Source organism: Micromonospora sp. KC606, from assembly GCF_004348675.1.
Lineage (GTDB): Bacteria > Actinomycetota > Actinomycetes > Mycobacteriales > Micromonosporaceae > Micromonospora.
The window spans coordinates 1-21990 of record NZ_SMKN01000051.1 but is presented as its reverse complement, the minus strand read 5'-3'; the positions used below and the strand labels follow the sequence as shown (position 1 = coordinate 21990).

General features: G+C 73.1%; 20 protein-coding genes, 1 tRNA gene and 2 pseudogenes. 13 read left to right on the top strand and 10 right to left on the bottom strand.

The window, feature by feature from the left end; genetic code table 11:
* Positions 1 to 101: 101 nt before the first annotated feature.
* Both E1193_RS13320 and E1193_RS13315 read left to right on the top strand, forming a co-directional pair.
* Positions 102 to 1640 (top strand): annotated as a pseudogene (locus tag E1193_RS13320) (hypothetical protein); the annotation flags it as partial.
* A gap of 116 nt (positions 1641 to 1756) precedes the next feature.
* A complete protein-coding gene (locus tag E1193_RS13315; RefSeq protein ID WP_132183500.1) occupies positions 1757 to 1951 on the top strand; it encodes a hypothetical protein in 195 nt (64 codons plus the stop codon).
* On the opposite strand, the gene E1193_RS13310 is transcribed toward E1193_RS13315, so the two are convergent.
* The gene (locus E1193_RS13310; protein ID WP_132183499.1) at positions 1936 to 3138 is read right to left on the bottom strand and encodes a glycosyltransferase family 4 protein; all 1203 of its coding nucleotides are present in this window, start codon (positions 3136 to 3138) and stop codon (positions 1936 to 1938) included. The genes E1193_RS13315 and E1193_RS13310 overlap by 16 nt on opposite strands.
* A gap of 87 nt (positions 3139 to 3225) precedes the next feature.
* Between E1193_RS13310 and E1193_RS13305 the strand changes: the two genes are divergently transcribed.
* Positions 3226 to 7515 (top strand): alpha-(1->3)-arabinofuranosyltransferase family protein, encoded by a 4290-nt coding sequence (locus E1193_RS13305; protein ID WP_132183498.1) that lies wholly within the window; start codon positions 3226 to 3228, stop codon positions 7513 to 7515.
* On the opposite strand, the gene E1193_RS13300 is transcribed toward E1193_RS13305, so the two are convergent.
* Positions 7407 to 8603 carry an acyltransferase gene (locus E1193_RS13300; RefSeq protein WP_132183497.1) on the bottom strand — a complete coding sequence of 399 codons (1197 nt, stop codon included), beginning with the start codon at positions 8601 to 8603 and terminating at the stop codon, positions 7407 to 7409. The two genes, E1193_RS13305 and E1193_RS13300, sit on opposite strands and share 109 nt — an antisense overlap.
* A gap of 112 nt (positions 8604 to 8715) precedes the next feature.
* On the opposite strand from E1193_RS13300, the gene E1193_RS13295 reads away from it, so the two are divergent.
* The 3 genes from E1193_RS13295 (at position 8716) to E1193_RS13285 (ending at position 10705) form a co-directional block, all read left to right on the top strand.
* Complete coding sequence (locus E1193_RS13295) at positions 8716 to 9912, top strand: DUF3068 domain-containing protein (RefSeq protein ID WP_132183496.1); 1197 nt, start codon at positions 8716 to 8718, stop codon at positions 9910 to 9912.
* Between the two features lie 77 nt (positions 9913 to 9989).
* On the top strand, positions 9990 to 10493 hold the full coding sequence (locus tag E1193_RS13290; RefSeq protein WP_132183495.1) for a hypothetical protein: 504 nt from the start codon (positions 9990 to 9992) through the stop codon (positions 10491 to 10493).
* A gap of 2 nt (positions 10494 to 10495) precedes the next feature.
* The gene (locus E1193_RS13285; RefSeq protein WP_132183494.1) at positions 10496 to 10705 is read left to right on the top strand and encodes a hypothetical protein; all 210 of its coding nucleotides are present in this window, start codon (positions 10496 to 10498) and stop codon (positions 10703 to 10705) included.
* A 61-nt stretch (positions 10706 to 10766) separates the two neighbouring features.
* Here the strand turns inward: E1193_RS13285 and E1193_RS13280 are convergent, their stop codons facing one another.
* Together E1193_RS13280 and E1193_RS13275 are read right to left on the bottom strand one after the other, a co-directional pair.
* A complete protein-coding gene (locus E1193_RS13280) occupies positions 10767 to 12437 on the bottom strand; it encodes a DUF885 domain-containing protein (protein ID WP_132183493.1) in 1671 nt (556 codons plus the stop codon).
* 52 nt (positions 12438 to 12489) lie between these two features.
* Positions 12490 to 13086, bottom strand: coding sequence for a Uma2 family endonuclease (locus E1193_RS13275; protein ID WP_132183492.1), 597 nt, complete (start codon positions 13084 to 13086; stop codon positions 12490 to 12492).
* Between the two features lie 161 nt (positions 13087 to 13247).
* Here E1193_RS13275 and E1193_RS13270 point away from each other — a divergent pair, with 161 nt between their 5' ends.
* Entirely contained in the window at positions 13248 to 14219 is a 972-nt protein-coding gene (locus E1193_RS13270) for a DMT family transporter (protein WP_207922686.1), read from the top strand.
* A gap of 17 nt (positions 14220 to 14236) precedes the next feature.
* Here E1193_RS13270 and E1193_RS13265 read toward each other — a convergent pair whose 3' ends face one another.
* Both E1193_RS13265 and E1193_RS13260 read right to left on the bottom strand, forming a co-directional pair.
* Positions 14237 to 15307, bottom strand: coding sequence for a PHP domain-containing protein (locus tag E1193_RS13265; RefSeq protein ID WP_132183490.1), 1071 nt, complete (start codon positions 15305 to 15307; stop codon positions 14237 to 14239).
* 69 nt (positions 15308 to 15376) lie between these two features.
* Complete coding sequence (locus tag E1193_RS13260; protein WP_132183489.1) at positions 15377 to 16120, bottom strand: M23 family metallopeptidase; 744 nt, start codon at positions 16118 to 16120, stop codon at positions 15377 to 15379.
* Positions 16121 to 16246: 126 nt separating this feature from the next.
* Here E1193_RS13260 and E1193_RS13255 point away from each other — a divergent pair, with 126 nt between their 5' ends.
* From E1193_RS13255 to E1193_RS13245, 4 genes are all read left to right on the top strand, one after another.
* Positions 16247 to 16585 carry a hypothetical protein gene (locus tag E1193_RS13255; RefSeq protein WP_132183506.1) on the top strand — a complete coding sequence of 113 codons (339 nt, stop codon included), beginning with the start codon at positions 16247 to 16249 and terminating at the stop codon, positions 16583 to 16585.
* A 73-nt stretch (positions 16586 to 16658) separates the two neighbouring features.
* Positions 16659 to 16826 (top strand): hypothetical protein, encoded by a 168-nt coding sequence (locus tag E1193_RS31855; RefSeq protein WP_165942613.1) that lies wholly within the window; start codon positions 16659 to 16661, stop codon positions 16824 to 16826.
* A 119-nt stretch (positions 16827 to 16945) separates the two neighbouring features.
* Entirely contained in the window at positions 16946 to 17473 is a 528-nt protein-coding gene (locus E1193_RS13250) for a tRNA adenosine deaminase-associated protein (protein ID WP_132183488.1), read from the top strand.
* Between the two features lie 25 nt (positions 17474 to 17498).
* Positions 17499 to 18179 (top strand): nucleoside deaminase, encoded by a 681-nt coding sequence (locus E1193_RS13245; protein ID WP_132183505.1) that lies wholly within the window; start codon positions 17499 to 17501, stop codon positions 18177 to 18179.
* 51 nt (positions 18180 to 18230) lie between these two features.
* On the opposite strand, the gene E1193_RS13240 is transcribed toward E1193_RS13245, so the two are convergent.
* The 3 genes from E1193_RS13240 to deoD all read right to left on the bottom strand — a co-directional run bounded on the left by E1193_RS13240 (position 18231) and on the right by deoD (position 20165).
* Positions 18231 to 18698 (bottom strand): hotdog domain-containing protein, encoded by a 468-nt coding sequence (locus E1193_RS13240; RefSeq protein ID WP_132183487.1) that lies wholly within the window; start codon positions 18696 to 18698, stop codon positions 18231 to 18233.
* Positions 18695 to 19333 carry a TetR/AcrR family transcriptional regulator gene (locus E1193_RS13235; RefSeq protein WP_132183486.1) on the bottom strand — a complete coding sequence of 213 codons (639 nt, stop codon included), beginning with the start codon at positions 19331 to 19333 and terminating at the stop codon, positions 18695 to 18697. Before E1193_RS13235 ends, E1193_RS13240 begins: the two co-directional genes overlap by 4 nt.
* 124 nt (positions 19334 to 19457) lie before the next feature.
* On the bottom strand, positions 19458 to 20165 hold the full coding sequence (deoD, locus tag E1193_RS13230; protein ID WP_132183485.1) for a purine-nucleoside phosphorylase: 708 nt from the start codon (positions 20163 to 20165) through the stop codon (positions 19458 to 19460).
* A 75-nt stretch (positions 20166 to 20240) separates the two neighbouring features.
* On the opposite strand from deoD, the gene E1193_RS13225 reads away from it, so the two are divergent.
* Together E1193_RS13225 and E1193_RS13210 are read left to right on the top strand one after the other, a co-directional pair.
* Positions 20241 to 20327: transfer RNA gene (locus E1193_RS13225), tRNA-Ser, on the top strand.
* A gap of 464 nt (positions 20328 to 20791) precedes the next feature.
* A complete protein-coding gene (locus E1193_RS13210) occupies positions 20792 to 21550 on the top strand; it encodes a hypothetical protein (RefSeq protein ID WP_165945723.1) in 759 nt (252 codons plus the stop codon).
* Positions 21551 to 21763: 213 nt separating this feature from the next.
* Here the strand turns inward: E1193_RS13210 and E1193_RS13205 are convergent.
* Positions 21764 to 21990: pseudogene (locus tag E1193_RS13205) on the bottom strand (hypothetical protein); the annotation flags it as partial.

Genomic DNA, 21990 nt, shown 5'->3' with positions numbered 1-21990 from the left:
GCGGCTCCGCCGCAGCCCGGCGGGCGCGCGTACAGTGTCGCCACGCCGGCGACCTCGCCGGGTCGAGCCTAGTGAGGAGGTCAACCCTGCAGGAGAGGTCGATGCTCGTCGCGACCGGGCTGGCCGTCACCGCGCTGGTGCTGGCCCCGCTGGCGGCGCCCGGCTACGTGCTCAGCTACGACATGGTCTTCGTGCCGCACCAACCGTGGCGGGCCGAGTTGGTCCTGCCGGGCGACTCGCTGCCCCGGGCGGTGCCGCTGGACGCGTTGGTTTCGCTGGCCAGCCTGGCAGTGCCGGGTTGGCTGCTGCAACGGGTGGTGCTCGGCGCGGTGCTGCTGCTCGCCGCCGTCGGTGCCGGCCGGCTGGTGCCCGCGCGGCATCCGGCCACCCGGGCGGTCGCCGCTGTCGGGTACACCTGGACGCCGTACCTGGCCGAGCGGCTGCTGATCGGGCACTGGGGGCTGCTGCTGGCGTACGCGGCGCTGCCCTGGCTGGTCGCTGCCGCGACCGCGGTACGCGAGCAGCGGCCGGCGGCGCTGCCGCGGCTGCTGCTGGCCGCCGCGCCGGCCGCCGTCACCCCGACGGGTGGCCTGATCGCACTGGTCACGGTCGCGGTGCTGGTGCCCGGACGGGGGAGGGTCCGGACGTCGATCGCCGCGGTCGGCGGGATGGCGCTGCTGAACCTGCCATGGCTGCTGGCGGCCGGCGTCACCTCAGCCGACGCGCGCACCGACCCGGACGGGGTAGCCGCCTTCTCGGCGCGGGCGGAGAACTGGAGCGGGGTGCTGGGCGCCCTGGCCGGCACCGGGGGGATCTGGAACGCGCAGACCACCCCGGGGAGCCGCTCCTCCCCGCTGGTGCCGGTGGCCACCGTGCTGCTGCTTGCGTCGGCGGCGTACGGCTTTCGCGCGTTGCGCGGGCGCTGGCCGGCGCGGATGGCGGACCGGCTGGTCGGGCTGGCCGCCGCCGGGCTGGTCGCCGCGCTGCTCGGGGTGCTGCCCGGCGCTGTTGCGGTGCTGCGGTGGGCGGTGGCGTCGGTGCCCGGCGCGGGCGTGTTCCGGGACGGGCAGAAGTTCCTCATGCCGTACGCGCTGCTGCTGGTTGTGGCCGCCGCGTTGGGTGCGGAACGGCTGGCCGCCCGGGTTGCCGCCCGGGGGGCGGCGTCCGGCGTCCGGGCGGTCCTGGCGGCGGCGCTGCTGCTGCCGGTTGCGGTCATGCCGGATCTGGCGTTCGGCGCGGCCGGCCGGTTGTGGCCGGTGCGGTACCCGGCGGACTGGGACGCGGTCGCCCGGCGGTTGGCCGGGCAGCGGGGGGAGGTTCTGTCGCTGCCGTTCGGGGCGTACCGGGCGTACCCGTGGAACGGGGGTCGAACGGTGCTCGACCCGTTGCCCCGGTACGTCGACGCGAACGTGCTGGTGGACGACACCCTCTGGGTGGGTTCGACGGAGGTGGCGGGGGAGAACCGGCGGGCCGCCGAGGTGGGCCGACTTCTCGCCGTGGGAGCCCCGGTCAGCGCCACCGGGGTGCGCTGGGTGGTGGTGCAGGCGACGGCGGGGGGTCGGCCGGTAGCCCCGGCGGCGCTGAGCGGGCTGCGCGAGGTGTACGCGGGTCCGGAGTTGACCCTCTACGAAAACCCGGCGGCCCGCTGATCAACCGGCCGTACCGGCCCGTATTGATCGGCCCCGCGACCCTCCCGGCGCTGTCTACTTGGTGGTAACGTCCCGCGCACGCAGCTCAGGAGGAGGAAGAAAGCACCATGCGCAGTGCTCTCTCGTTGGTTCTGGTCGCGGTCGCCGCGGTCGCACTGGGTGCCTTCGGCACGGTGGCGCTGGCCACCACGCTGACCGGTACGTCGGCGTCCGAGGCGGCGAAGGCCGAGCAGGCCGCTCGCACCGAGTCGGGCGGCGGCAACGGCGGCGCGAACCAGCCGCTGGTCTACGGCAACAAGTAGGACTGCTCCGCTGGCTTCGCCGGCACCGCCGCCGGCTCGTTCGCGGCCCTCGTCACGAGGGCCGCGAACTTCTCTCCTGAGACCGGCCAGGTGAACCGGGCGGCGTGGGCGCGCGCAGACTCCCCCATCGTGGCGCGGTAGGCGTCGTCGGTCAGCAGCCGTCGCACCTTGGCCACGAAGTCGTCCACGTCGTCGGCGAGCAGACCGGTCTCGCCGTCGACCACGGCCTCCTCGACCCCGCCGGCGCCGCGGAACGCTACCGTCGGAGTGCCGACCGCACCGGCCTCGACGATGGTCAGGCCCCAGCCCTCCTTGAGCGAGGGGGTCAGCGCCACCCAGGCCGCGGCGAGTAGCTCCCGCTTGGCCGAGTCGCTCACGAACCCGGTGAACCGGACCCGGTCGGTGACGCCCAGTTCGGCGGCGAGCTGGCGAAGCTGCGGCTCCCACCAGCCCTGACCGGCGACGGTCAGGGTCAGCCCGGGCAGTTCGTCGCCGAGCCGTGCGAGGGTGTGCAGCGCGACCTCGACCTGCTTGTGCGGGACCAGCCGGCCGAGCACCACCAGGCAGGGCCGCGGTGAGCGCAGCACCGAACCGACCGTCATGTCGGGGGTGCCGTTGTGGACGATGGCGACCCGGGCCGGGTCGATGCCGAGGGCGGCCAGCTCCTCGCGGGTGGCGGCGGAGACGGTGACGTACTGGCAGCGGCGGTAGACGCGCGGGGCGAGCCAGGACTCGACCCACCAGCCGAAGCTGGCGAGCCAGCGGCCCAGCACCACCGGCCACTGCTCCCGGTGCACGTGGTGGACCAGCGCGATCACCGGGCGCCGGGCGTAGAGCGCGGAGAGGAAGGGCAGGCCGTTGCCGACGTCGACGATGAGGTCGGGCCGGCCGCCGTGTCGCCGGCTCAGCGGGCCGAAGCCGAGGGCGCCGGCCAGGTAGACCAGGGCGGCGCGCAGGTAGACCGTGTGCCGGCCGCCGCGGCGGAGGATGCGTACGCCGTCGGCGGTGGTCTCCTCCGGAGGGCCCTCGGTGTGGGTGGCGCAGAGCAGGGTGGCCCGGTGACCTCGCCGGACGAGTTCCCCGGCGATCCGTTCGACGTAGACCTCCGATCCACCGCCCTCCGGGTTCCGGGTGTCCCTCCAGTTGAGGAACAGTACGTGCCGGGTGGCGGCAGCCGGTGCTTCCAACACTCACTCCTACTGCCGAGTAGTCTTCGCGGTCGCGTCACACTATGGGCTGCGTCACGAAAGCCGCAATGCCCGATCGGAGGCGAGATGTTGCAGTCGCCGGGCCGTCCGGGGCCGACCGAGGGACCGGACGACACGCCGAGCACGGTGTGGCGTCTCCGCTTGGTCGCGGTCTGTCTGGCTTTATCCGCCCTGGCGTTCCTCCAGGACCCGGGTTTGATCGTTATCGACACCAAGGTCGACCTTGCCATCGATCCAGCCGGATGGATGAGCCGGGCGCTGCACGTCTGGGACCCGGACGGCACCTTCGGCCAGCTCCAGAATCAGGCGTACGGCTACTTCTGGCCGATGGGGCCGTTCTTCCTCGCCGGCAAACTGCTGGCTCTGCCCGCCTGGGTGGTGCAGCGGCTCTGGTGGGCGCTGGTGATGACGGTCGCCTGCACCGGCGTGGTCCGCCTGGCCGAGCGGCTGCACATCGGCATGCCGCAGACCCGCCTGATCGCCGGTGCCGCCTTCGCGCTCTCCCCCCGGCTGGTCACCGAGTTGGGCCCGATCTCGGTGGAGGCGTGGCCCAGCGCCGTCGCGCCCTGGGTGCTCGTCCCGCTGGTCGGGCTGACCCAGGGCGTGCCGACGCGCCGCGCGATCACCCGGTCCGCGCTGGCGGTGGCCTGCGCCGGCGGGGTCAACGCGACCGCCGTCCTGGCGGTGGTGCCACTGGCCGCGCTCTGGCTGGTCGGCCTGCACCCGTGGCGGCTGCGGCTGGAAGCCCTGGCCGCCTGGGGGGCGGCGCTGGCCGCGGCGACCGCCTGGTGGCTGGTGCCGCTGCTGCTGCTCGGCCGGTACAGCCCGCCCTTCCTGGACTACATCGAGACAGCGCCGGTGACCACCGCGCCAACCGACACCACCACCGTGCTGCGCGGCGCGTCGCACTGGCACGCGTACCTCAACGGGGCGTACGGGCCGCCGTGGACGGCTGGCTGGCGGCTGGCCACCGAGCAACCGTTGATCGTCGCCACGCTGGTGGTGGCCGGGCTTGGCATCGCCGGGCTGGCCCGCCGTGGCATGCCGTACCGGCGGTTTCTGGTGACCGGGCTGCTGGTCGGGCTGGCGCTGGTCGGGCTGGGCCACGTCGGGCAGCTCGACGGGTTCGGCGCGCAGACCCAGCGCGCCTTCCTCGACGCCGCAGGCGCCCCGCTGCGCAACGTGCACAAGTTCGACGTGGTGCTCCGCCTGCCGCTCGTCCTGGGCCTGGCCCATCTGCTCGGGCTGCTGCTGCGGGCCGCCCGCACCGGGGACCGGCCAGAGCTGGCGGGCCTGTTGCCACGCCTGCTGCAGCCGGTCCGGCTCCGTGCCGGCCTGGTCACCGGCACGGCCCTGGTGGCGGTCGCCGCCGTGGCCTCGCCGGCGCTCGCCGGCGGGCTGGCCGCTCCCGGCAGCTTCCGCGACGTCCCCGGATACTGGCGCCAGGCGACGTCCTGGCTCGATCGCAACGTCGGCGACGAACGGGTGCTGGTGGTGCCCGCCGCCCGGTTCCCCCGCTACCTCTGGGGCAGCCCGAGCGACGAGATCACCCAGCCGTTGCTGAAGAAGCCGTGGGCGGTACGCAGCTCGGTGCCGCTCACCCCGCCCGGCACGATCCGGCTGCTCGACACCGTGGAGTCCGCACTCGCCAACGGCCAGGGCTCGCCCGGTCTGGCCGACCTGCTCGCCCGCTCCGGCGTGCGGTACCTGCTGCTCCGCTCCGATCTCGACTACGGTCGCAGCGGTGCCACCCAGCCGGTGGTGGCCCGGCAGGCGCTGCTGCGCTCGCCCGGCATCGCCGCCGTCCGTGGCTTCGGCCCGGAGGTTGGCGGAGGCCGGCTGCCCGGGAACTTCGTGGACCACGGCCTGGACGTGAAGGTCCGGGCGCTGGAGGTCTTCGAGGTGAACCGCTCGGTCGAGCCGATCGTCGCCTACGACGCCGACGATGTGACCACGGTGGTCGGCGGGCCCGAGTCGCTGCTGCCGCTGGCCGCCTCCGGGCGGCTTACCGACGCGCCGACGGTGCTCGCCGGAGACCGTCCGGCCGAGCTCGGCGACGGCCCCGTCACGTTCACCGACGGCCTGCGCCGCCGGGAGGTCGCCTTCGGGCAGCAGCACGACAACGCATCAGCCACGCTGACGGCCCGTGACCGGCCCCAACTGGACGCCCCGGCGCGGGACTACCTGCCGGACTGGGCAGACGAGGCGTCGACCGTGGTGCGGTACCTGGGCATCGCCGGGGTTTCCGCGTCCAGTTCCTGGTCCCAGGCGCAGCCGTTGGGCGGCGGGCGCCCCGAACATCAGCCGTACGCGGCCGTCGACGGCGACCTGAGAACGTCCTGGCGGTCCGCGCCGGGGACGCTGGCGCCCGGCCAGTGGTTCGAGCTGGAACTGGAACGGCCCCAGGTGGTCCGGGAGGTCCGGATCACCTTCGACACCGGCGCCGACTCGCTGCCCACGAAGGTGACCGTCACGGCCGGCCGGCAGCAGACCACGGCGGAGACCTCTGGTCGGGTCCTGGACGTCGTCCTGCCCGACGGCTACCCGACCCGGGTCGTCCGGGTCACCGTGGAGCAGGTGTTCGACGTCCGGGCCGGCTTCGGCGGGGTGGGCATCGCCGAGCTGGCCATCCCCGGGGTCCAGGCCGCCCGTACCCTCGTGGTGCCGGCCGCGCCGGCCACCGAGGTACCCGCCGCGGCGGTGTTCAGCGCCGACCCGTCCGTGCCGGCCTGCTTTTTCGACGAGGGGCAGCCAATCTGTGACGGCGGGCGGGTCCGCAACTCCGAGGACAGCGACAAGATCGACCGGATCGTGCAGTTTCCCGTCGCGGCCGGCTACCAGATCGCGCTGCGGGCCCGACCCCGGCCGGGGGCCGCACTCAACGCGCTGCTCGACGCCGGTGGCACGGCGGCGGTGACCAGCGGGGTCACCCCGACCGTCGCCGCCTCCACGGTGGGCGTGCCCGACCCGGCCGCCCGGCCCGGCACGGTGGTCGACGGGGACGCTTCCACCACCTGGTATGCCGCCGACTCCGACCGGCAGCCGTGGCTGCGACTGACCTGGCCGAAGGCACGTACCGTCACAGGCTTGCGGATGACCCTGCCACCGACCGCGGCGGCGGCCCGCCCGTGGCGGGTCACCGTGATCGGTGACGAGGGCATGCGCGGCGGGGTGCTCGACCAGGACGGCACGCTGCTGTTCGACCGGCCGCTACGCAGTGACGAGATCACCGTGTTGATCTCGGACGTCGTCCCGGCCCAGTCGTACGACCCGTACCGCCGCCTGAGCCAGAACCTGCCGGTCGGGGTGGGGGAGCTGACGGTGCTGCCGGCCACCCGGGTGACCCGGGTCGACCCGTTGAAGCGGGTCGCGCTGCCCTGTGGCAGCGGCCCCACGGTGCTGGCGGCCGGTGCGGAGCGCCGCACCACGCTGGTGGCCAACCGCCGGGACCTGCTGGAGCAGCGTGAGGTGAACGCGGTGCTCTGCGGCGAGGACGCGAAGGAGCCGCTGCGCCTGGCGGCCGGGGAGATCCGACTGCTGGCGTCCGGGAACCGGCTCGCGGTGCCGACCCAGCTCACCCTCACCCCGCTGGGCGTGGTGCCCGGTGCCACCGGCGGCACGGCGGCGGGCGTCGGCGAGCCGGTCGCCACCCGGACGGCCCTGCGGATCGACGAGTGGTCCGCCACCCGACGGGTGCTGCATCTCAGCGGTCACCCCGGGCGGCAGGTGCTGGCACTGCGGGAGAACGCCAACGCGGGTTGGGAGGCGACCGCCGGCGGAAGGAAGCTCACCCCGATCGTGGTGGACGGCTGGCAGCAGGGCTGGCTGGTCCCCGCCGGGTACTCCGGGCGGGTGGAGTTGCGCTTCGCCCCCGACGGTGGATACGTGCTGGCGCTCGGCGCTGGCGCGGCGCTGCTCGCCGGGGTCGTGCTGCTGGCGGTGCTGCCGTCGCGGCGTGCCTCGGCGCCGGTGCCCGGGTACGCCCGCCGCAGGCGTGGCCGGTTCCTGGCCGCGTTCGTCGGCGGCGGGGCGTTGCTGCTGGTGGGCGGCCCGGCTGCGGTCGGTGTTGCGTTGCTGGTGTTCCTCGGCGTGCTCGCCGGGCGGGCGTTGGAGCCGCACCTGCACCCGCCGGACCGGCGGGGCATGCACCGACTGCGCCGGGCGACCGTGCGCTGGCTGCCGGTGGCGTGTTTCGCGGTGGCCGGGTGGTACGCGGCGACCCGGGGCGGACACACCGCGTGGCTGCCTCAGTTGGCCGCGGTCGCCACCGTCACGGTTCTCTGGCTCTCACTGCTGTTGCGCCGCTGGCGTGGCCACCGGTGGCCCCAGCGCTGGAAGGGGCGCTCCACCGCGTAATAGCTCACCGCCGCGAGGACCAGCCCACCGGCGACGGTCAGGGCGAAGGTGCCGAGCGGGTCGCCGGTGAACTCCGGCCGGTCGTCGACGAGGTATATCCCTTCCAGCACCAACGGGTGCCAGAGGAAGAGCCCGTACGACACCCGGCCGAGCCACCGGCCGAGAATGCTGTCGAAGACGCCCTTGGTGCGGGTCTGCGGGCCGAACGCGACCGGCATCAGGAGCATCACCGCGACGGCCGAGTAGAGCACCAGCTTGGTGCCGAACTCTGCGGCGGTGGGCTCGGCCAGGTCGCGCGGGCCGGTGACCGGGGTGGTGGCGACGGCGAGCGCGCCGAGAGCGATCGTCCAGCAGGCCAGCGGGGCGCGGCCGAGGTCGTCCAGCCACCGCCAGCGTTCGCCCGCGCCGGCGCGCAACGCGACGTGCGCGCTGGCCAGGGCCATGCCGGCGCCGAACCAACCGGCGTACGACGGCAGCCACATGGTGTGCAGGCCGAGGCTGAGCACGCCCAGGCCCATCAACGCCACCCAACCGCCGGTCACCACCAGCGCGGCCACCGCGATCCGGGCCACCCGGTCGGGGCGGTGCCGCCGGCCCAGCAGCAGTGTGGCGAGCACGGGCAGGATCAGGTAGTAGCTGACCTCGGTGGCGAGGCTCCAGGTCTGGCTAAGTCCGTGCTTCAGCTGTCCGTGCTGGTAGATCTGTGTGAGCGTGACGTGCCGCAGCCAGTCGGCGGTGGTGGCGTCTCGGTTCTGCGGCAGCACCAGCAGGCAGACCACCACGGCCACCCAGTACGCGGGCAGGATCCGGGTGGCTCGCCGCCACAGGTACCTTCCGGTTCCAGGTGGGCGCTGGTACGTTGCCTGCGCGTGCGCGTACGGCCGGAAGAGCAGGAAACCGGAGAGGACGAAGAACACGGCGACACCGACGTCGAGTCGGGAGAGCCAGGCACCGGCGACACTGTCGCCGGTGTTGCGTCCGGTGGCGAATCCGACGTGGTGCCCGACGACGGCGAGCGCGCCGATCACCCGTACCGCGTCGAGCGCGGGCAACCGCCGAAGAGCCGGATCGGGAATCGGAGCAGACATCAGCCGTCCAGAGGGTCGCGGGAATAAGTAACCCGGGAGTAACGTGCGGCCCAGTTTTGCAGACCCGAACGCTCGCCGGACACCGGCTGACCGTCTTTGTTGGGGAGGATCAGTGAAGGCTCGCCTGGGTGCCGTGCTGTTCGGCATAGGCGTCGCGTCTCTCGCGTTGGCCGCGGGAACGGCTTACCACGTGGCTCCGTCGGTGACGAAGCTGCCGTACGACTTGGCGTTCTGCAATGCGGACGGTAAGCCGGACGGCTGCTTGAAGGCGAGCGTCGCGGTCGCCGAGAACGCTACGTTCATGCAGGTCATCGATGGTAAGCCGACGATCCAGAACGGCACGCTGAAGGCCACCACCGAGGTCGTCCCGCAGGCGTCGACCACCGAGAAGGAGATGACTGGCGACCTGGACGGCGAGGCGGTCGTCTGGCAGGCGTACGGCCGGGTGGTCCGTACTGACAACGGTTCGGACGTCAGCCTGTACTCGGCGGAGCTGGCGCTCGACCGGGAGACCGCCGCGGCCCGGAAGTGGGACAAGCAGTTCCTCGACACCGACGGTGAGGCCAGCGACAACGACTCGGTGGAGTTCCAGGGGCAGACCTACAAGTTTCCCTTCCACGCGGAGCGGAAGGACTACGAGTACTTCGACCGTGACCTGCGCAGGGCGCTGCCGATCAGGTTCGATGGCACGGAGCAGGTCAAGGGCATCGCGGCGAACCGGTACGTACAGGTGATCCCGGAGGCGGAGCTGGCCGTGGCGGAGGGTTCGCTCACCGCGCTGGCCAATTCTTTCGCGCCGGGCGCCACCACCGGCAAGGTCACCTACAGCAACACCCGGACCATCTGGGTCGAGCCGACCAGCGGCAACTTCGTCAAGGTGCGGGAGCAGCAGAAGAAGACCTTCGTGCCGGACCAGGGCGCTGCGGTGACCCTGCTCGACGCGGACTTCGCCTACGACGACGCCACCATCACCAACAGCGTGACGTCGGCCGGGGAGACCCGGGACAAGCTCCAGCTGATCGGCCGAACGCTGCCGATCGCCCTGGCGGTCCTCGGTGGACTGCTGCTGATCGTCGGCCTGTGGCTGATCGTCGCCGGCCGCCGGTCGACCGCCGACGCCCGTCACCGGGCGGACGGCGCCCCGGCGCCGGTCGACGGGCCGACGCGGCAGGAGAAGTCGGTGACGGACGAGCGGACGGGCGGCCCGCTGTCCGACGAGATTCCGCCCGCGTCGACGAACTGGCGTGCCGATGGCGAGTCGGCGGCGCCGGCCCAGCGGACGGCGTCGGACGAGGCCGAGAAGCACTGACAGCACGGCGGTATGCAGGACGGGCGGGTCGTTCGCGACCCGCTTGTCCGCGTTTTCGGAGCCTGGTCGACGACCTCATGCCGGCCGACGCCGACGCCGAGGCCACGCCACGGCGGCTCGGCCGGGTGCCGTGCACCGGGACGGGCGAGCCGGCGGCGACCCCGGCCCGGGCCACGGCCGTGCCCCGCGACGCGGCCCCCGCCGGCGGTGGTGCCACCCCGGACGAACCGTCGGGCGGTGCGCCGGACCCGAGCCGGTTCACGGTGGCGATGGTGGTGCTCGGGCTCGCCGTGGGCGGGCTCGTCGCGGTCCGGCCATCGACCGTGCAGGCCGCGCCGGCTGTCCCCATCCCGGCCGCCACCGACACCGCCTGCGCCAAGCCCCGGCCGGGCGGCCACCACCTCCGCGTCGTCCCGCCGCAGGGCGCCCGCCACGACGCCGACGGCCAGCCCCAGCGCCGCCCCGACCCACCGGCCCACGAGCTGCGCCCCCGTGCAGCGGGACCGGCCCGGGAAGGTGGAACCCGGCGAGCGGTTGCCCCGCATCGCCTCGGATCCCGGCCAGCCGAACCGACCGGCTGACCGTGCGGGGCGACGTGGCGTTCTACGCCGCCCGGTTCTCCGGCAAGCTGCTCGGCATCCCGGTCACCCTGACCCCGGACCTGCCGTTCCCGGACGGGATCCCGATCATCTCGCCGGTCCCGATCAGCTTCACCGACCCGGTGATCGAGCTGGCCTTCGTCGACTGCGACACGCTGACCGCCGTGCCGGCGCTGCGGCTCAGCGTGCCCTGACCTCCGTCCCACCACCACGGTGCCGGGGGCGGGTTGTCCCGCCCGCCCCCGGCACCACAGCTCAGATGCGGGCCAGCGCCCTGCGCAGCGGGTCGAGCCCGAGTGAACCGAGGTCCAGCGCCTGCCGGTGGAACTCCTTGAGGTCGAAGTCCGCGCCCTTGCGGGCCTTCGCCTCATCCCGGGCCTGAAGCCAGATCCGCTCGCCCACCTTGTACGACGGCGCCTGCCCCGGCCAGCCCAGGTAACGGTTCAGCTCGAAGCGCAGGTTCTCGTCCGGCACGCGGCAGTGCGCCCGCATGAACTCCCATCCCAGCTCCGGCGTCCACCGTTCGCCCGGGTGGAATCCGAACGGGTTGTCCTTCGGGATCTCCAGCTCCAGGTGCATGCCGATGTCGACGATCACCCGGGCGGCGCGGAACGCCTGCCCGTCGAGCATGCCCAGCCTGTCGCCCGGATCCTCCAGATAACCCAGCTCTTCCATCAGCCGCTCCGAGTACAGCGCCCAGCCCTCTCCGTGGCCGGACACCCAACAGAGCAGCCGCTGCCAGCGGTTGAGCAACTCGGCGCGGACGGCGGTCTGCGCCACCTGGAGATGGTGACCGGGCACGCCCTCGTGGTAGACCGTGGTCACCTCCCGCCAGGTGGAGAAGTCGGTGATGCCCGGCGGCACCGCCCACCACATCCGGCCGGGGCGGGAGAAGTCCTCGCTCGGGCCGGTGTAGTAAATCGCGCCGTCGCTGGTCGGCGCGAGGCAGCACTCGATCCGCCGGACCTGCTCGGGGATGTCGAAGTGGGCGCCGTGCAGGTCGCTGATCGCCCTGTCGGCCAGCGCCTGCATCCAGTCGCGGAACGCCTCCTTGCCCTGGATGGTCCGGGCCGGGTCGGCGTCGAGCGCGGCCACGGCATCGTCGATCGTCGCGCCGGCCCCGACGATCTTCCCGGCCACCGCCCGCATCTCCGCCTCCAGGCGGGCCAGCTCCGTGAAACCCCAGGCGTACGTCTCGTCGAGGTCGACCTTCGCGCCGAGGAAGTACTGCGAGGCCAGCTCGTACCGTTCCCGACCGGCGGCCTGCTTGTCACGCCCGAGGGGGGCCAGCTCGGTGCGGAGGAACTGACCGAACTCCGCCGTCGCGGCGGTGGCGGCGGCCGCGCCCCGTCGCAGCTCGGCGCCGAGCGTGCCGTCCACACCGAGCCGCTCGACCAGGCCGTGGAAGAAGTTGTCGCCGTCCGGGTCGGTCCAGGTGTCACACTGCTTCGCCACCTCGACCAGCTGCACCTTAGCGCTGACCCGCCCGGCGGCGACCGCCTCCCGCAGCGTGGTCTTGTAACCCTCCAGCGTGGCGGCGAACCGGTTGAGTCGGGCGGCGACGTTGGCCTGGGCCGCCTCGCCCTCGGTGGGCATCAGGTCGAAGACCATCCGGATATCGTGCAGGCCGCTGGTGATCACGCTGATCTCGCTGGTCACCTCGCCGGCCTCGTACCGGGCGAGCTCCAGGCCGAGCCTCTCCTGCATGGCCTCCTTGGCGATGCGCTCCGCCTCCGACTCCGGCTCGGTCACGTCCAGGTCGGTCAGCGTGCGCCGGGTCAGCTCGGCCCGGGCCTCGTAGCCGGCCGGGGTGAGGTCGTCGAGTTGGTCGTCGTAGCCGGCGATGCCGACGTAGGTGGCGCCGGTCGGGCTCAGCGGGGCCCAGTCGGCCACGTAACGGTTGGCGAGGTCATCGATTCGTCCCACCCTGCGACCCTACGTGACCCGCCGGTCCGGGTGTCGACCCTGTTTCGCCGGTTCAGGGCAACAGCCGCGCCGGGTCGAAGTCGATCGGGAAGGGCGCCCGGACCCGCAGCCGCTGCCCGCCGACCGCCCGGGCCGCGACCGCCCAGCCGCCTCCCTCGGTCCGGCGGAACAGGTCCGCCGCCATCCGATCGGAACACCGGTCCAGCTCTACCCGGAGAAACCAGGGGATGCCGGCCCCGGCGCAGTGGCGGCGGCGGTCCACCGGATCGCGCCGGGCACCGCGCCGGACGAACTCCACCGCCATCAGGCACAGCGCAGCCGGCACCCAGCGTTCCTCCTCGTCTGTCGAGGGCAGGGTGTGCAGGACGGTCACGTCCGGCTGGATCCAGCAGGTCGGTGAGAAGGTCAGCGCGACCCGGCCGAGGACGTGCCGGCCGTCCGCTTCGGCCGCCGGGACGAACGCGCTGGCCAGGCTCGCCATGGCGATGCTCTCGGTGGCCGGTGGGAACGGGGTGACCACCAGCCGGCCGGCCACGCACTCGTGCCGGGCGCCGGCCAGCTCACCGACCCGCAGGTGGCGTTCGGCCCGCCGGACCGTCCACCCGCCGTCCAGGTCGGGCACCGGCTCCGCGACGCGCGTCGGCAGCATCAACCGCGACACCTCCCGGCGGATCAACGACGATGGGCCGCCGGAGTTCCGCACCCGCCGGGTCTCCACTTCGGTCGGAGGCTGTGGCGGTGGACACGGCGTCCGAACATCGCGGGATTTTGTCGTACCGCTGGGGCAGAGTGTCAGGGGTGACCGCTGACATGACTCCTGACAAAGCGCCGCTGCGCAGCTGGTTGCCGGGATTCGTCGCGCTCGCGGCGATCTGGGGTTCGAGCTTCCTCTTCATCAAGGTCGGAGTCGAGGAGCTGCACCCGCTGCACCTCACCCTCTACCGGGTGGCCACCGGCGCGGCCACCCTGCTGGTGGTGCTCGCCGTGCTGCGCGACCGGCTGCCCCGGGAGCCGCGGGTCTGGGCCCACCTGGCGGTGGCCGCCGCGATCGGGGTGGCCGTCCCGTTCACCCTCTTCGGCTACGGCGAGCAGCGGGTCGAGTCGATGCTGGCCGGCATCTGGAACGCCACCACCCCGTTGGTCGTGCTGCCGCTGGCGGTGCTGGTCTTCCGCACCGAGCGGCTCACCGTGCGCCGGGCGGTCGGGCTCGGGCTGGGTTTCCTCGGCGTGCTGGTGGTGCTCGGCGTCTGGCGGGGCGTCGGTGGGGCGCACTTCGTCGGCCAGCTGATGTGCTTCGGGGCGGCGGCCTGCTACGGCGTCGTCATCCCGTACCTGAAGAGGTTCCTCGGCGGCACCGCGTACTCCGGACTGTCGCTGTCGGCGGCGCAGCTGCTCGTCGCGACGGCGCAGCTGGCGGTGGTGGGTCCGTTGGTGGCCGGCGCGCCGCCGGTGCCGACCGGCCTGTCGTGGCGGGTGGTGGCGAGCGTGGCCGCGCTCGGCGCGCTCGGCACCGGCCTGGCCTTCGTGATCAACATGCACAATATCCGGGTCGCGGGCGCGAGCACCGCGTCCACCGTGACGTACGTGATCCCGGTCTTCGCGGTGCTGGTTGGCGTGCTGGTGCTCGACGAGCGGCTCACCTGGCACCAGCCGGTCGGCGCGGTGGTGGTGCTGCTCGGCGTCGCGGTGGCGCAGGGCCTGCTCGGCCCGCGCCCGCCGAGGGAAGCGGTGACCGCCCCGGCCACCACCGGGCCCGCCGCTGCCGCCCCCGCCGGGCGCTGATCCGACCGGCGGGCTGGTCATCGGCGGGTACGCGCCCACCTCACCAGCCGGTCGGCCTTCCAGGTGTTGACCACCCGGTCGGCGGGCACGCCGCACAGGGCCGCCCGTTCACAGCCGAACCGCTGCCAGTCGAGCTGACCGGGGGCGTGCGCGTCGGTGTTGATGGCGAACCGGCAGCCGGCCTCCAGGGCGCGCCGGATCAGCCGCTTCGGCGGGTCCTGCCGTTCCGGCCGGGAGTTGATCTCGACGGCCACGCCGCGCTCGGCGCAGGCGGCGAAGACGGCGTCCGCGTCGAAGTCGCTCTCGGCCCGGGTACGCGGCCGGTGCGCGCGGTCGCCGGGGCCCTTCACCCCGGCCGGGCGGAACGCCACCATCCGGCCGGTGCAGTGTCCGAGGATGTCCAGATGGGGGTTGGCGACCGCGGCCAGCATCCGGCGGGTCATCCTCGCCCGGTCGTCGTTCAGTCCGCTGTGCACCGAGCCGACCACCACGTCCAGCCGGGCCAGCAAATCCTCCTCCTGGTCCAGCGAGCCGTCGGCGAGGATGTCGACCTCGACGCCGGTGAGGATGCGGAAGCCCTTCGGGAGCGCCTCGTTGACCGCCGCCACGTGGTCGATCTGCCGGCGCAGCCGGTCGGCGGTGAGCCCCCGGGCCACCTTCAGCCGGGGCGAGTGGTCGGTCAGCACCAGGTACTCGTGACCCAGCTCCACGGCGGCGAGCGCCATCTCCTCGATCGGTGACCCGCCGTCGGACCAGTCGGAGTGGGTGTGGCAGTCACCGCGCAGCGCGGCCCGCAACGCGGTCGCCGCCGCGTCCAGGTCGGTGCCCTCGGTGGCGGCCAGCCGGCGCAGGTAGACCGGCTCCTCCCCGGTCAGCGACTCGGCCACGCACCGGGCGGTCACGTCGCCGACCCCGGCCAGTTCGGTCAGCCTCCCGGTGCGGACCCGCTCCGCCACCTCCGCCACCGGCAGCCCGGCCAGCGTGTTCGCCGCCGACCGGAAGGCCCGCACCCGGTAGGTGGCCTCGTTGGCCCGTTCCAGCAGGAAGGCGATCCGGCGAAGGTCGGCGACAGGATCCCGCGCGGTCATGACCTGCAACCTACGCGATCCTCGGCCTGCCGATCACCGACGACGCCCCGCCGCCGGCCGGGGTGCGCCTCAGTCGCTGCCCGGCGTCCCTGGGCAGCCGTGTTCGCGCTCCCAGGCGGCCACCTCGGCGACCGGCGACCGGTTGCCACCCCCGCGCCACGAGTCCAGGTACTTCGCCGGCCAGACCACCCCGCGCCGGATCCACCAGTCGTCGTGCCCCGTGCACTTCGGCGACAGGCCGAAGTGCAGGTGGCAGACATCGTTCGCGTTGCCGGTCCTCCCCACCCTGCCGAGCTGCTGGCCGGCCCGCACCCGCGCCCCGGCGTCCACCCCCGCGCTGATCGCGCTCAGGTGCGAGCCGTAGTAGCGCACTCCGTCGTCACCGAGCAGCGACACCGACAGCCCGCCATTGTGCGGCCCCCGTGGCCCCCGCCGGTCGAACCGGTCGACGCGGCTCACCTCCAGGACCGTCCCGTCGGTCACCGCCACCACCGGCTCACCGCAGTCGGCGAAGATGTCCGTGCCCGGATACGCCGAGTGGGTCGGGTGGTAGGCGATCCTCGCCGCCTGTACCGGGAAGACCCGCCGCGCCGGCTCCCGAGCCGGTGAGGGCGAGGCGGACCCCGCCGTCGGGGACGTCGCCGGCGGGGTCGGTTGCCCGGCCGTCGCCGCCACCCCCGGTGCGGCCCACACCGCGCCCGGCGGCGGGTTCGGGCGGTCGCCCGCGCAACCGCCCAGTAGCGCCGGAGCGAGCAGCAGCAGGATCGGGTACGCCGGGCGCGCGCGACGGCGGCCGATCGATCGCGACGACATCCGGTCATCCTGGCAGACCGCTACGGTGGGATGGTGCCCTGAGACACCAGGGGCCCGCGGACGGGAGCAGAGACGGTGAGCGACGGTCAGCCCGCGTATCCGGCCGAGCCTGCGGTCGGCCAGTTCCTGGCGCGTACCCCCTCGGGACTGTTCCCCTCCGGGCCGCCGCGCCGGCCGATCTGGCGTGAACCGCACCCGGTGACCGGCGGCGGGGTCGCCGCCGGAGCCGCCCTCGCCGCCGCGTGGTTGCTGCTCTTCGGCCTTCTCGGCCGGGACGTGCCCGGGTATGCCTGGTGGACGGTGGTCGCCGGCGCGCTCGCCTGGGCCGCCGCCCTCGCGCTGGTCCGGTACGGCGACCGGGGCGTGGCCACAGGCGTGGCGATCGTCACCGCAGGCGGTTGGAGCATCGCTTTCGCGATCGTCGTCGGACGGTGGGCCACCAGCTCGGACTGGCCGCTTTGGTGACGCTCCGTATGTGATCGAATGCGTTTCGAACACCATCTTGACGTACTGGCTGTGACTGTGGACGCTTTCCGGTATGGCCTGGACCACCCCGCGGCTCGACCCTGAGCGGAGCCGTCGCCGCCTGCAGATTCTCGCCGAGCTGGCGGGAGCCCGCGCGGTACGGCAGCGGGAACGGCCGCAGCGGGAGCGGACAGAGCGACTGCGGCAGCTGATCGCCACCCGCCGCCGTGTCGCCGGCTGAACCGACTTTCGCGGGAATGGCCGGCCCCTTCGGGGCGTTGACCGGTCGCCTGCCGACCCGACCGGTTAACGTGCACGCGTAACGAGTCGGCGAGCTGTGCCGAGGCCATTGGGGGAACCGTGTCGTACTTCGCTGCCGCCGTGGTGCGCGTCGAGGGCGGCTGGACCGCCGCCGAGGTCAGCCTGCGAGGCGCCACCGACGTGGACGATGTCGCCGACCGGCTGCGCGACGTCGAGCCGGACGCCGACCTCTCCCTGCTCTTCGTCGAGGCCGACGACACGTACCTGGTGATCCTGCGCCTCGACGAGGGCGAGGACCTGCGGATCTTCGGCTCCGACTCGGCGTACGCCGAGGAGTCCCGCCTCGGTGCGCTGCTCGTCGGTGACCTCAAGACCTCGGTCACCGGCTTGGAGGAGGTCGACGAGCCCAGGCCGGGCGCCTCGGGCGGCGAGGAGAGCGAGCAGCCCGCGGTGGACCCGGAGGCTGATCCGGTCGGTGACGCCGACATCCTCGCCGATCTGGGCATCCCCGCCCAGAAGCTGTTGCGGCTCTGCGCCCACGAGGGGATGCTCCCGGGCGACGTCACGGCCGAGGTGTGCCTGGTGCTGGGCTGTGCCGACGAGGTCGAGGAACTGCGTGAGATCTGAGCCGGCCCCGACGGGCGGGCCCGAGCTGTCCGGCGGCGGGTCACCGCTGCCGGGCGCCGCCGAGCCGGTGGACGCCACCGACCCGGCCCTGGAGACCGTACGACCCGGGCAGCCGACCCCGGGCGCGGTTGCCCGGGTCGGTCCCGGCGCCGACGAGTGGCTGGCAGAGCCGGGCGGGCCGGGCCGCCGGCAGCGGCACGAGCTGTGGATGCGTCGGGCGCTGGAGATCGCCGTCACCGGCCCGGAGCCGCGCGCCGTCGACGGTGCTGGTGGCGTGCCCGGTGCTGCCGCTGCCCTGGCGGTCGGCGGGGGCGGCGTGCCCGCCGACGACGTGCCGGTGGGGGCGGTGGTCTACGGCCCGGACGGCACCGAGTTGTCCGTCGGGCGCAACGAGCGTGAGCTGACCGGCGATCCGACCGCGCACGCCGAGGTGCTGGCGCTGCGCCGGGCAGCCGCGCGGCTTGGCCGCTGGCGGCTGGACGACTGCATCCTCGTGGTGACCCTGGAACCCTGCACGATGTGCGCGGGCGCGCTGGTGCTGGCCCGGATCTCGACCGTGGTCTTCGGGGCCTGGGAGCCCAAGACCGGCGCCGCCGGGTCGCTCTGGGACGTGCTGCGCGACCGTCGGCTCAACCACCGCCCCGAGGTCTACGGCGGGGTCCTGGAGGCGGAGAACGCCGCTGTCCTCCGCGCCTTCTTCCGCTGATCGTGCCGGCCCTCCAGGCCGGCCGGCGTTGTGCCGGCCGACCCAGGATGTTCAGGCCGGGGTCGTGGCGGGACGCAACAGGGTCGCGGCGACCGCACGGGCGGCGTCGGTCCACCGGGTGGGCCGTAGCGTCGCCGGGTCCAGCCGGACGATCGCCCGTCGGCCCTCGGCGTGCACCGTGCGGCCGTCCGGCGAACGGACCTGGAAGCCGTACTCGGCGCTGCTGCCGCCGAAGTGGTCGAGCCAGAAGTGCACCGCCACCGGCCCGGTCCCGGTGATCGGGGCCCGGAAGGTGATGGCGAACTCGCGGACCGCGTGGAACACGTCGGGAGCGCTGGCCGATCCGCCCCGGAAGGAGATCCCGTGGGCGGCCCAGTACGGGGTCAGCGCGCGTTCCAGCAGCACCGCGTACCGGGCGTTGTGCAGGATGCCGAGGGCGTCGAGGTCGTCGAAGTGCACGGCGACCTGCTCGACGTGACCGAACTCGACGGCGTGCGGGGCGATGACGGTGTGGGTCACGAGAGACCTTCCGGTAGCAGGGTGGGATCGGGGCACAGTGCCCGAAGACGGTTGAGCAGACCCTGGCGGGCGTGCCGGTAGGCGGCGTCCGGGTCCACCAGCCGCGAGCGCATCGCGGCGGCGATCCCCAGCGCGTCGATCTCGTACGCCAGCAGCGGCACGTCGGTGCCGGCGGGAAGTTCACCGGCGTCCACGGCCTCCCGGACGAGCCTTTCGAGGAATGCGGTCCACCGGGCGAACACCTCGGCGAGTCGGTCACGGACCGGGCCGGGCCGGGCGTTGTACTCGAAGTCCGTGCTGGCGAAGAAGCAGCCGCCGGGAAGCACCTGGGCGGCGTAGAAGTCGATCCGGGCCTGGTGCAGCGCCCAGAGTCGCCGTACGCCAGCCGGGGCGTGCAGGCCAGGCCCGACGATTCGCTCCTGCCACTGCTCGGCGGCCCGGTCGACGGTGGCGAGCTGGAGCGTCTCCTTGGACCGCCAGTGCGCGAAGAGGCCGGACTTGCTGACGCCGAGAGTGTCGGCGAGCCGGGCGAGGGAGAGCCCTTCCAGGCCGACCTCGGTGGCCAGCACCACGGCGGCGTCCAGCGCGGCACTGCGGGCCCGGTCGCCCCGCGCGAGCCTTCCGTCGACTGTCATGAGGAGAGGGTAATAAATAAGCACGATCGGTCGTATAGATTTATGTGTGACCGTCGTCATCTCCGTGCGCCGCCGCCCCGCCCCCCTCCTGGAACCGCGGGAGGCGGGCGGGTGGGCGGTCGGCTCAGGCGACGGCCGTGTCGAGCGCGATCTCGACCATCTGGCCGAAGGTCTGCTCGCGCTCCTGTGCCGTCGTCTTCTCGCCGGTCTTGATGTGGTCGCTGACCGTCAGGATGGTCAACGCCCGCGCCCTGAACCGGGCCGCGATCGTGTAGAGCGCGGCGGACTCCATCTCGACGGCCAGCACCCCGTAGTCGGCCAAAGCGTCATAGAGGTCTGGCCGGTCCGTGTAGAAGGCGTCCGCCGCCAGGACCGAACCGACCTGCATCGTGATGCCGCGCCGCTGCGCCACGTCGACCGAGGTGCGCAGCAGCCCGAAATCGGCCACCGGGGCGTAGTCGACCAGGCCGTCGAAACGCACCCGGTTCATGTTCGAGTCGGTGGACGAACCGATCGCCGCGACCACGTCACGCAACCGGAGGCCCTCGGCGAGGGCGCCGCACGAGCCAACCCGGATCAACGTCTTCACGCCGTACTCGTTGATGAGCTCGTGGGCGTAGATGGAGGCCGACGGCATGCCCATGCCGGAGCCCTGGACGGACACCTCCACGCCGTTCCACCGGCCGGTGAAGCCCAGCATGCCCCGGACCGTCGAGTAGCACGTGGCGTCCTCGAGGTAGGTCTCCGCGATCCACTTGGCCCGCAGCGGGTCGCCCGGCATCAGGACCCGCTCGGCGATCTCGCCCGGCTTCGCGCCGATGTGCGTACTCATGGTGAAGATCCTGCCAGGCCGGCCTCGGAGACACCGGTTCGGCACCCGGACCCGGGGTCATGTACCCTACTCGGCGGTGGCGTGTCCGAGTGGCCTAAGGAGCACGCCTCGAAAGCGTGTGAGGGTTTACGCCCTCCGCGGGTTCAAATCCCGCCGCCACCGCTCGTTGAACAGGCGAAACGCCCGGCGACTCTCCGTGAGTCACCGGGCTTTTCGCTGTGGTGGCCTCAGTTGCCCTCACGACGCCTGGCTGAGCACCCCGGCCGCACCGTCGTCCGGGTCGTCGGCGTTCTTCGCGGGTTGCCATTGCAGACCACAGACCCGCTTGGCCACGTCGCGGCGAACCTGTCCCGTCCCACCTACGCGACGGCCGCCATCCCCGCCTGGGTGAACCTTCTGCCTGCCACCTGGCCTCCCGCCCTGCCCTGACCATTCCCGCGGTCGTGACGAATCACGGGGCCGCAGCGCCATCACGGTAGGAGATCGTGGCTACATCGCCGGACCCACGATGCGGTGATCGAGAACAGGGGTGCGTGAGACGGTCGAACCGTTGCTCACCCACTTTTGTCGCCGGTCACAGTCGTGGTCATTCGTGCCGACGCTCAGCTGGCGAAGGGGAGGACGAGGTGCGCCCACGGTACGGACGTGACCAGGACGGCGTCTGGCGGATCGGCCCGGTCCGCCTGCTGGTGGTGGTCGGGGCCGGCTACCTGGCCGTCGTGCTGGCGCTCGCGGCGCTGACCGGCGGTGGTGACCTTGGACCGTCGGCCGGCGCCGGCTTCGGCACACTCGTGCCGGCGACGGCGACGCCAACCGGACCCGGTGAAGGCACCGAAGGGCCGTCAGTTTCGCCCACGTCGGCGAGGAAGAACATCCGCGTCGGGTCGGTGGAGAACCGCTCCCCGACTCCGAGCACGCCGCCACGGACGGCCGCCCCGCCGCCCACCACCGCGGCGTCGCCACCCACCACCACTCCCACCACCGCGCCGCCGCCGGTGGTGGTGACGTCGTACGAGGCGGAATCGCCGGTGAACGGGTTGGCCGGTACCCGGACCTTCACCTGCTCCGGCTGCTCCGGCTGGAAGAAGGTGGGCTATGTCGGCCGGGACATGGGGACGTTGCAGTTCAACGGTCTCACCGCCCGGGCGGGTGGGACGGCCAGCGTGACGATCGCCTACGTCAACGGCGGGGACCCCCGGCTCGGTTACATCAGCATCAACCGCGGGCGACCGATCATGCTGAGTTTTCCCGGCACGGGTGGTTGGGAAACGGTCGGCACGATGACCGTAACGACAACGCTGCGGCCCGGGGTCAACTCACTGTCGATATTCAACCCGTACAGCCCGGCGCCCGACTTCGACAGGATCACCGTCAGCGTCCGGTGACGGGGACCGAGCGCACTCCGTGGGCAGCTGACCTGCCAGCCGCGACCTGCCGGGGCCGGGCAGGCTCCTTACCGCCGCGCAACCCCTGGCTGGTCGAAAGCGTGAGGTTTCCGCCCTCCGCGGCTTCGATCCCGCCGCCACCGCTCGTGAACAGCGAGCAACGCCCGGCCGATCCGCAGGATCGGCCGGGCGTTCCGCTCTGGTCGGCGACAGTCAGCCGCGGGTGGGTGCTTCGAGGTGTTGGCCGAGGAGGTTTTCGGTGATGATGCCTTCGGTGACGGCTCGCTGGCCGGCGTAGCAGGTCCAGCGCAGTCCGGTGGTGTCCAGGCCGGTGCATCCGCCGGCGATGTTGCCCTGGTCGTCGACGAACACGTGTTTGGCGTTGGTGTGGTCGGTTGCGGTGGGCTGGGGGGCGGGCTTGCCCTTGGTGGGCTTGGCGG

Excerpts from the sequence above, each read along its gene's own strand:
- E1193_RS13260 (WP_132183489.1), bottom strand. The coding sequence starts at position 16,120 with ATGTCGTCGCGATCGATCGGCCGCCGTCGCGCGCGCCCGGCGTACCCG.
- E1193_RS13265 (WP_132183490.1), bottom strand. The coding sequence starts at position 15,307 with ATGACCGCGCGGGATCCTGTCGCCGACCTTCGCCGGATCGCCTTCCTG.
- E1193_RS13235 (WP_132183486.1), bottom strand. The coding sequence starts at position 19,333 with ATGACAGTCGACGGAAGGCTCGCGCGGGGCGACCGGGCCCGCAGTGCC.
- E1193_RS13300 (WP_132183497.1), bottom strand. The coding sequence starts at position 8,603 with ATGTCTGCTCCGATTCCCGATCCGGCTCTTCGGCGGTTGCCCGCGCTC.
- E1193_RS13305 (WP_132183498.1), top strand. The coding sequence starts at position 3,226 with ATGTTGCAGTCGCCGGGCCGTCCGGGGCCGACCGAGGGACCGGACGAC.
- E1193_RS13270 (WP_207922686.1), top strand. The coding sequence starts at position 13,248 with ATGACTCCTGACAAAGCGCCGCTGCGCAGCTGGTTGCCGGGATTCGTC.
- deoD (WP_132183485.1), bottom strand. The coding sequence starts at position 20,165 with ATGAGTACGCACATCGGCGCGAAGCCGGGCGAGATCGCCGAGCGGGTC.
- E1193_RS13290 (WP_132183495.1), top strand. The coding sequence starts at position 9,990 with ATGCCGGCCGACGCCGACGCCGAGGCCACGCCACGGCGGCTCGGCCGG.
- E1193_RS31855 (WP_165942613.1), top strand. The coding sequence starts at position 16,659 with ATGGCCTGGACCACCCCGCGGCTCGACCCTGAGCGGAGCCGTCGCCGC.
- E1193_RS13275 (WP_132183492.1), bottom strand. The coding sequence starts at position 13,086 with ATGCTGCCGACGCGCGTCGCGGAGCCGGTGCCCGACCTGGACGGCGGG.
- E1193_RS13315 (WP_132183500.1), top strand. The coding sequence starts at position 1,757 with ATGCGCAGTGCTCTCTCGTTGGTTCTGGTCGCGGTCGCCGCGGTCGCA.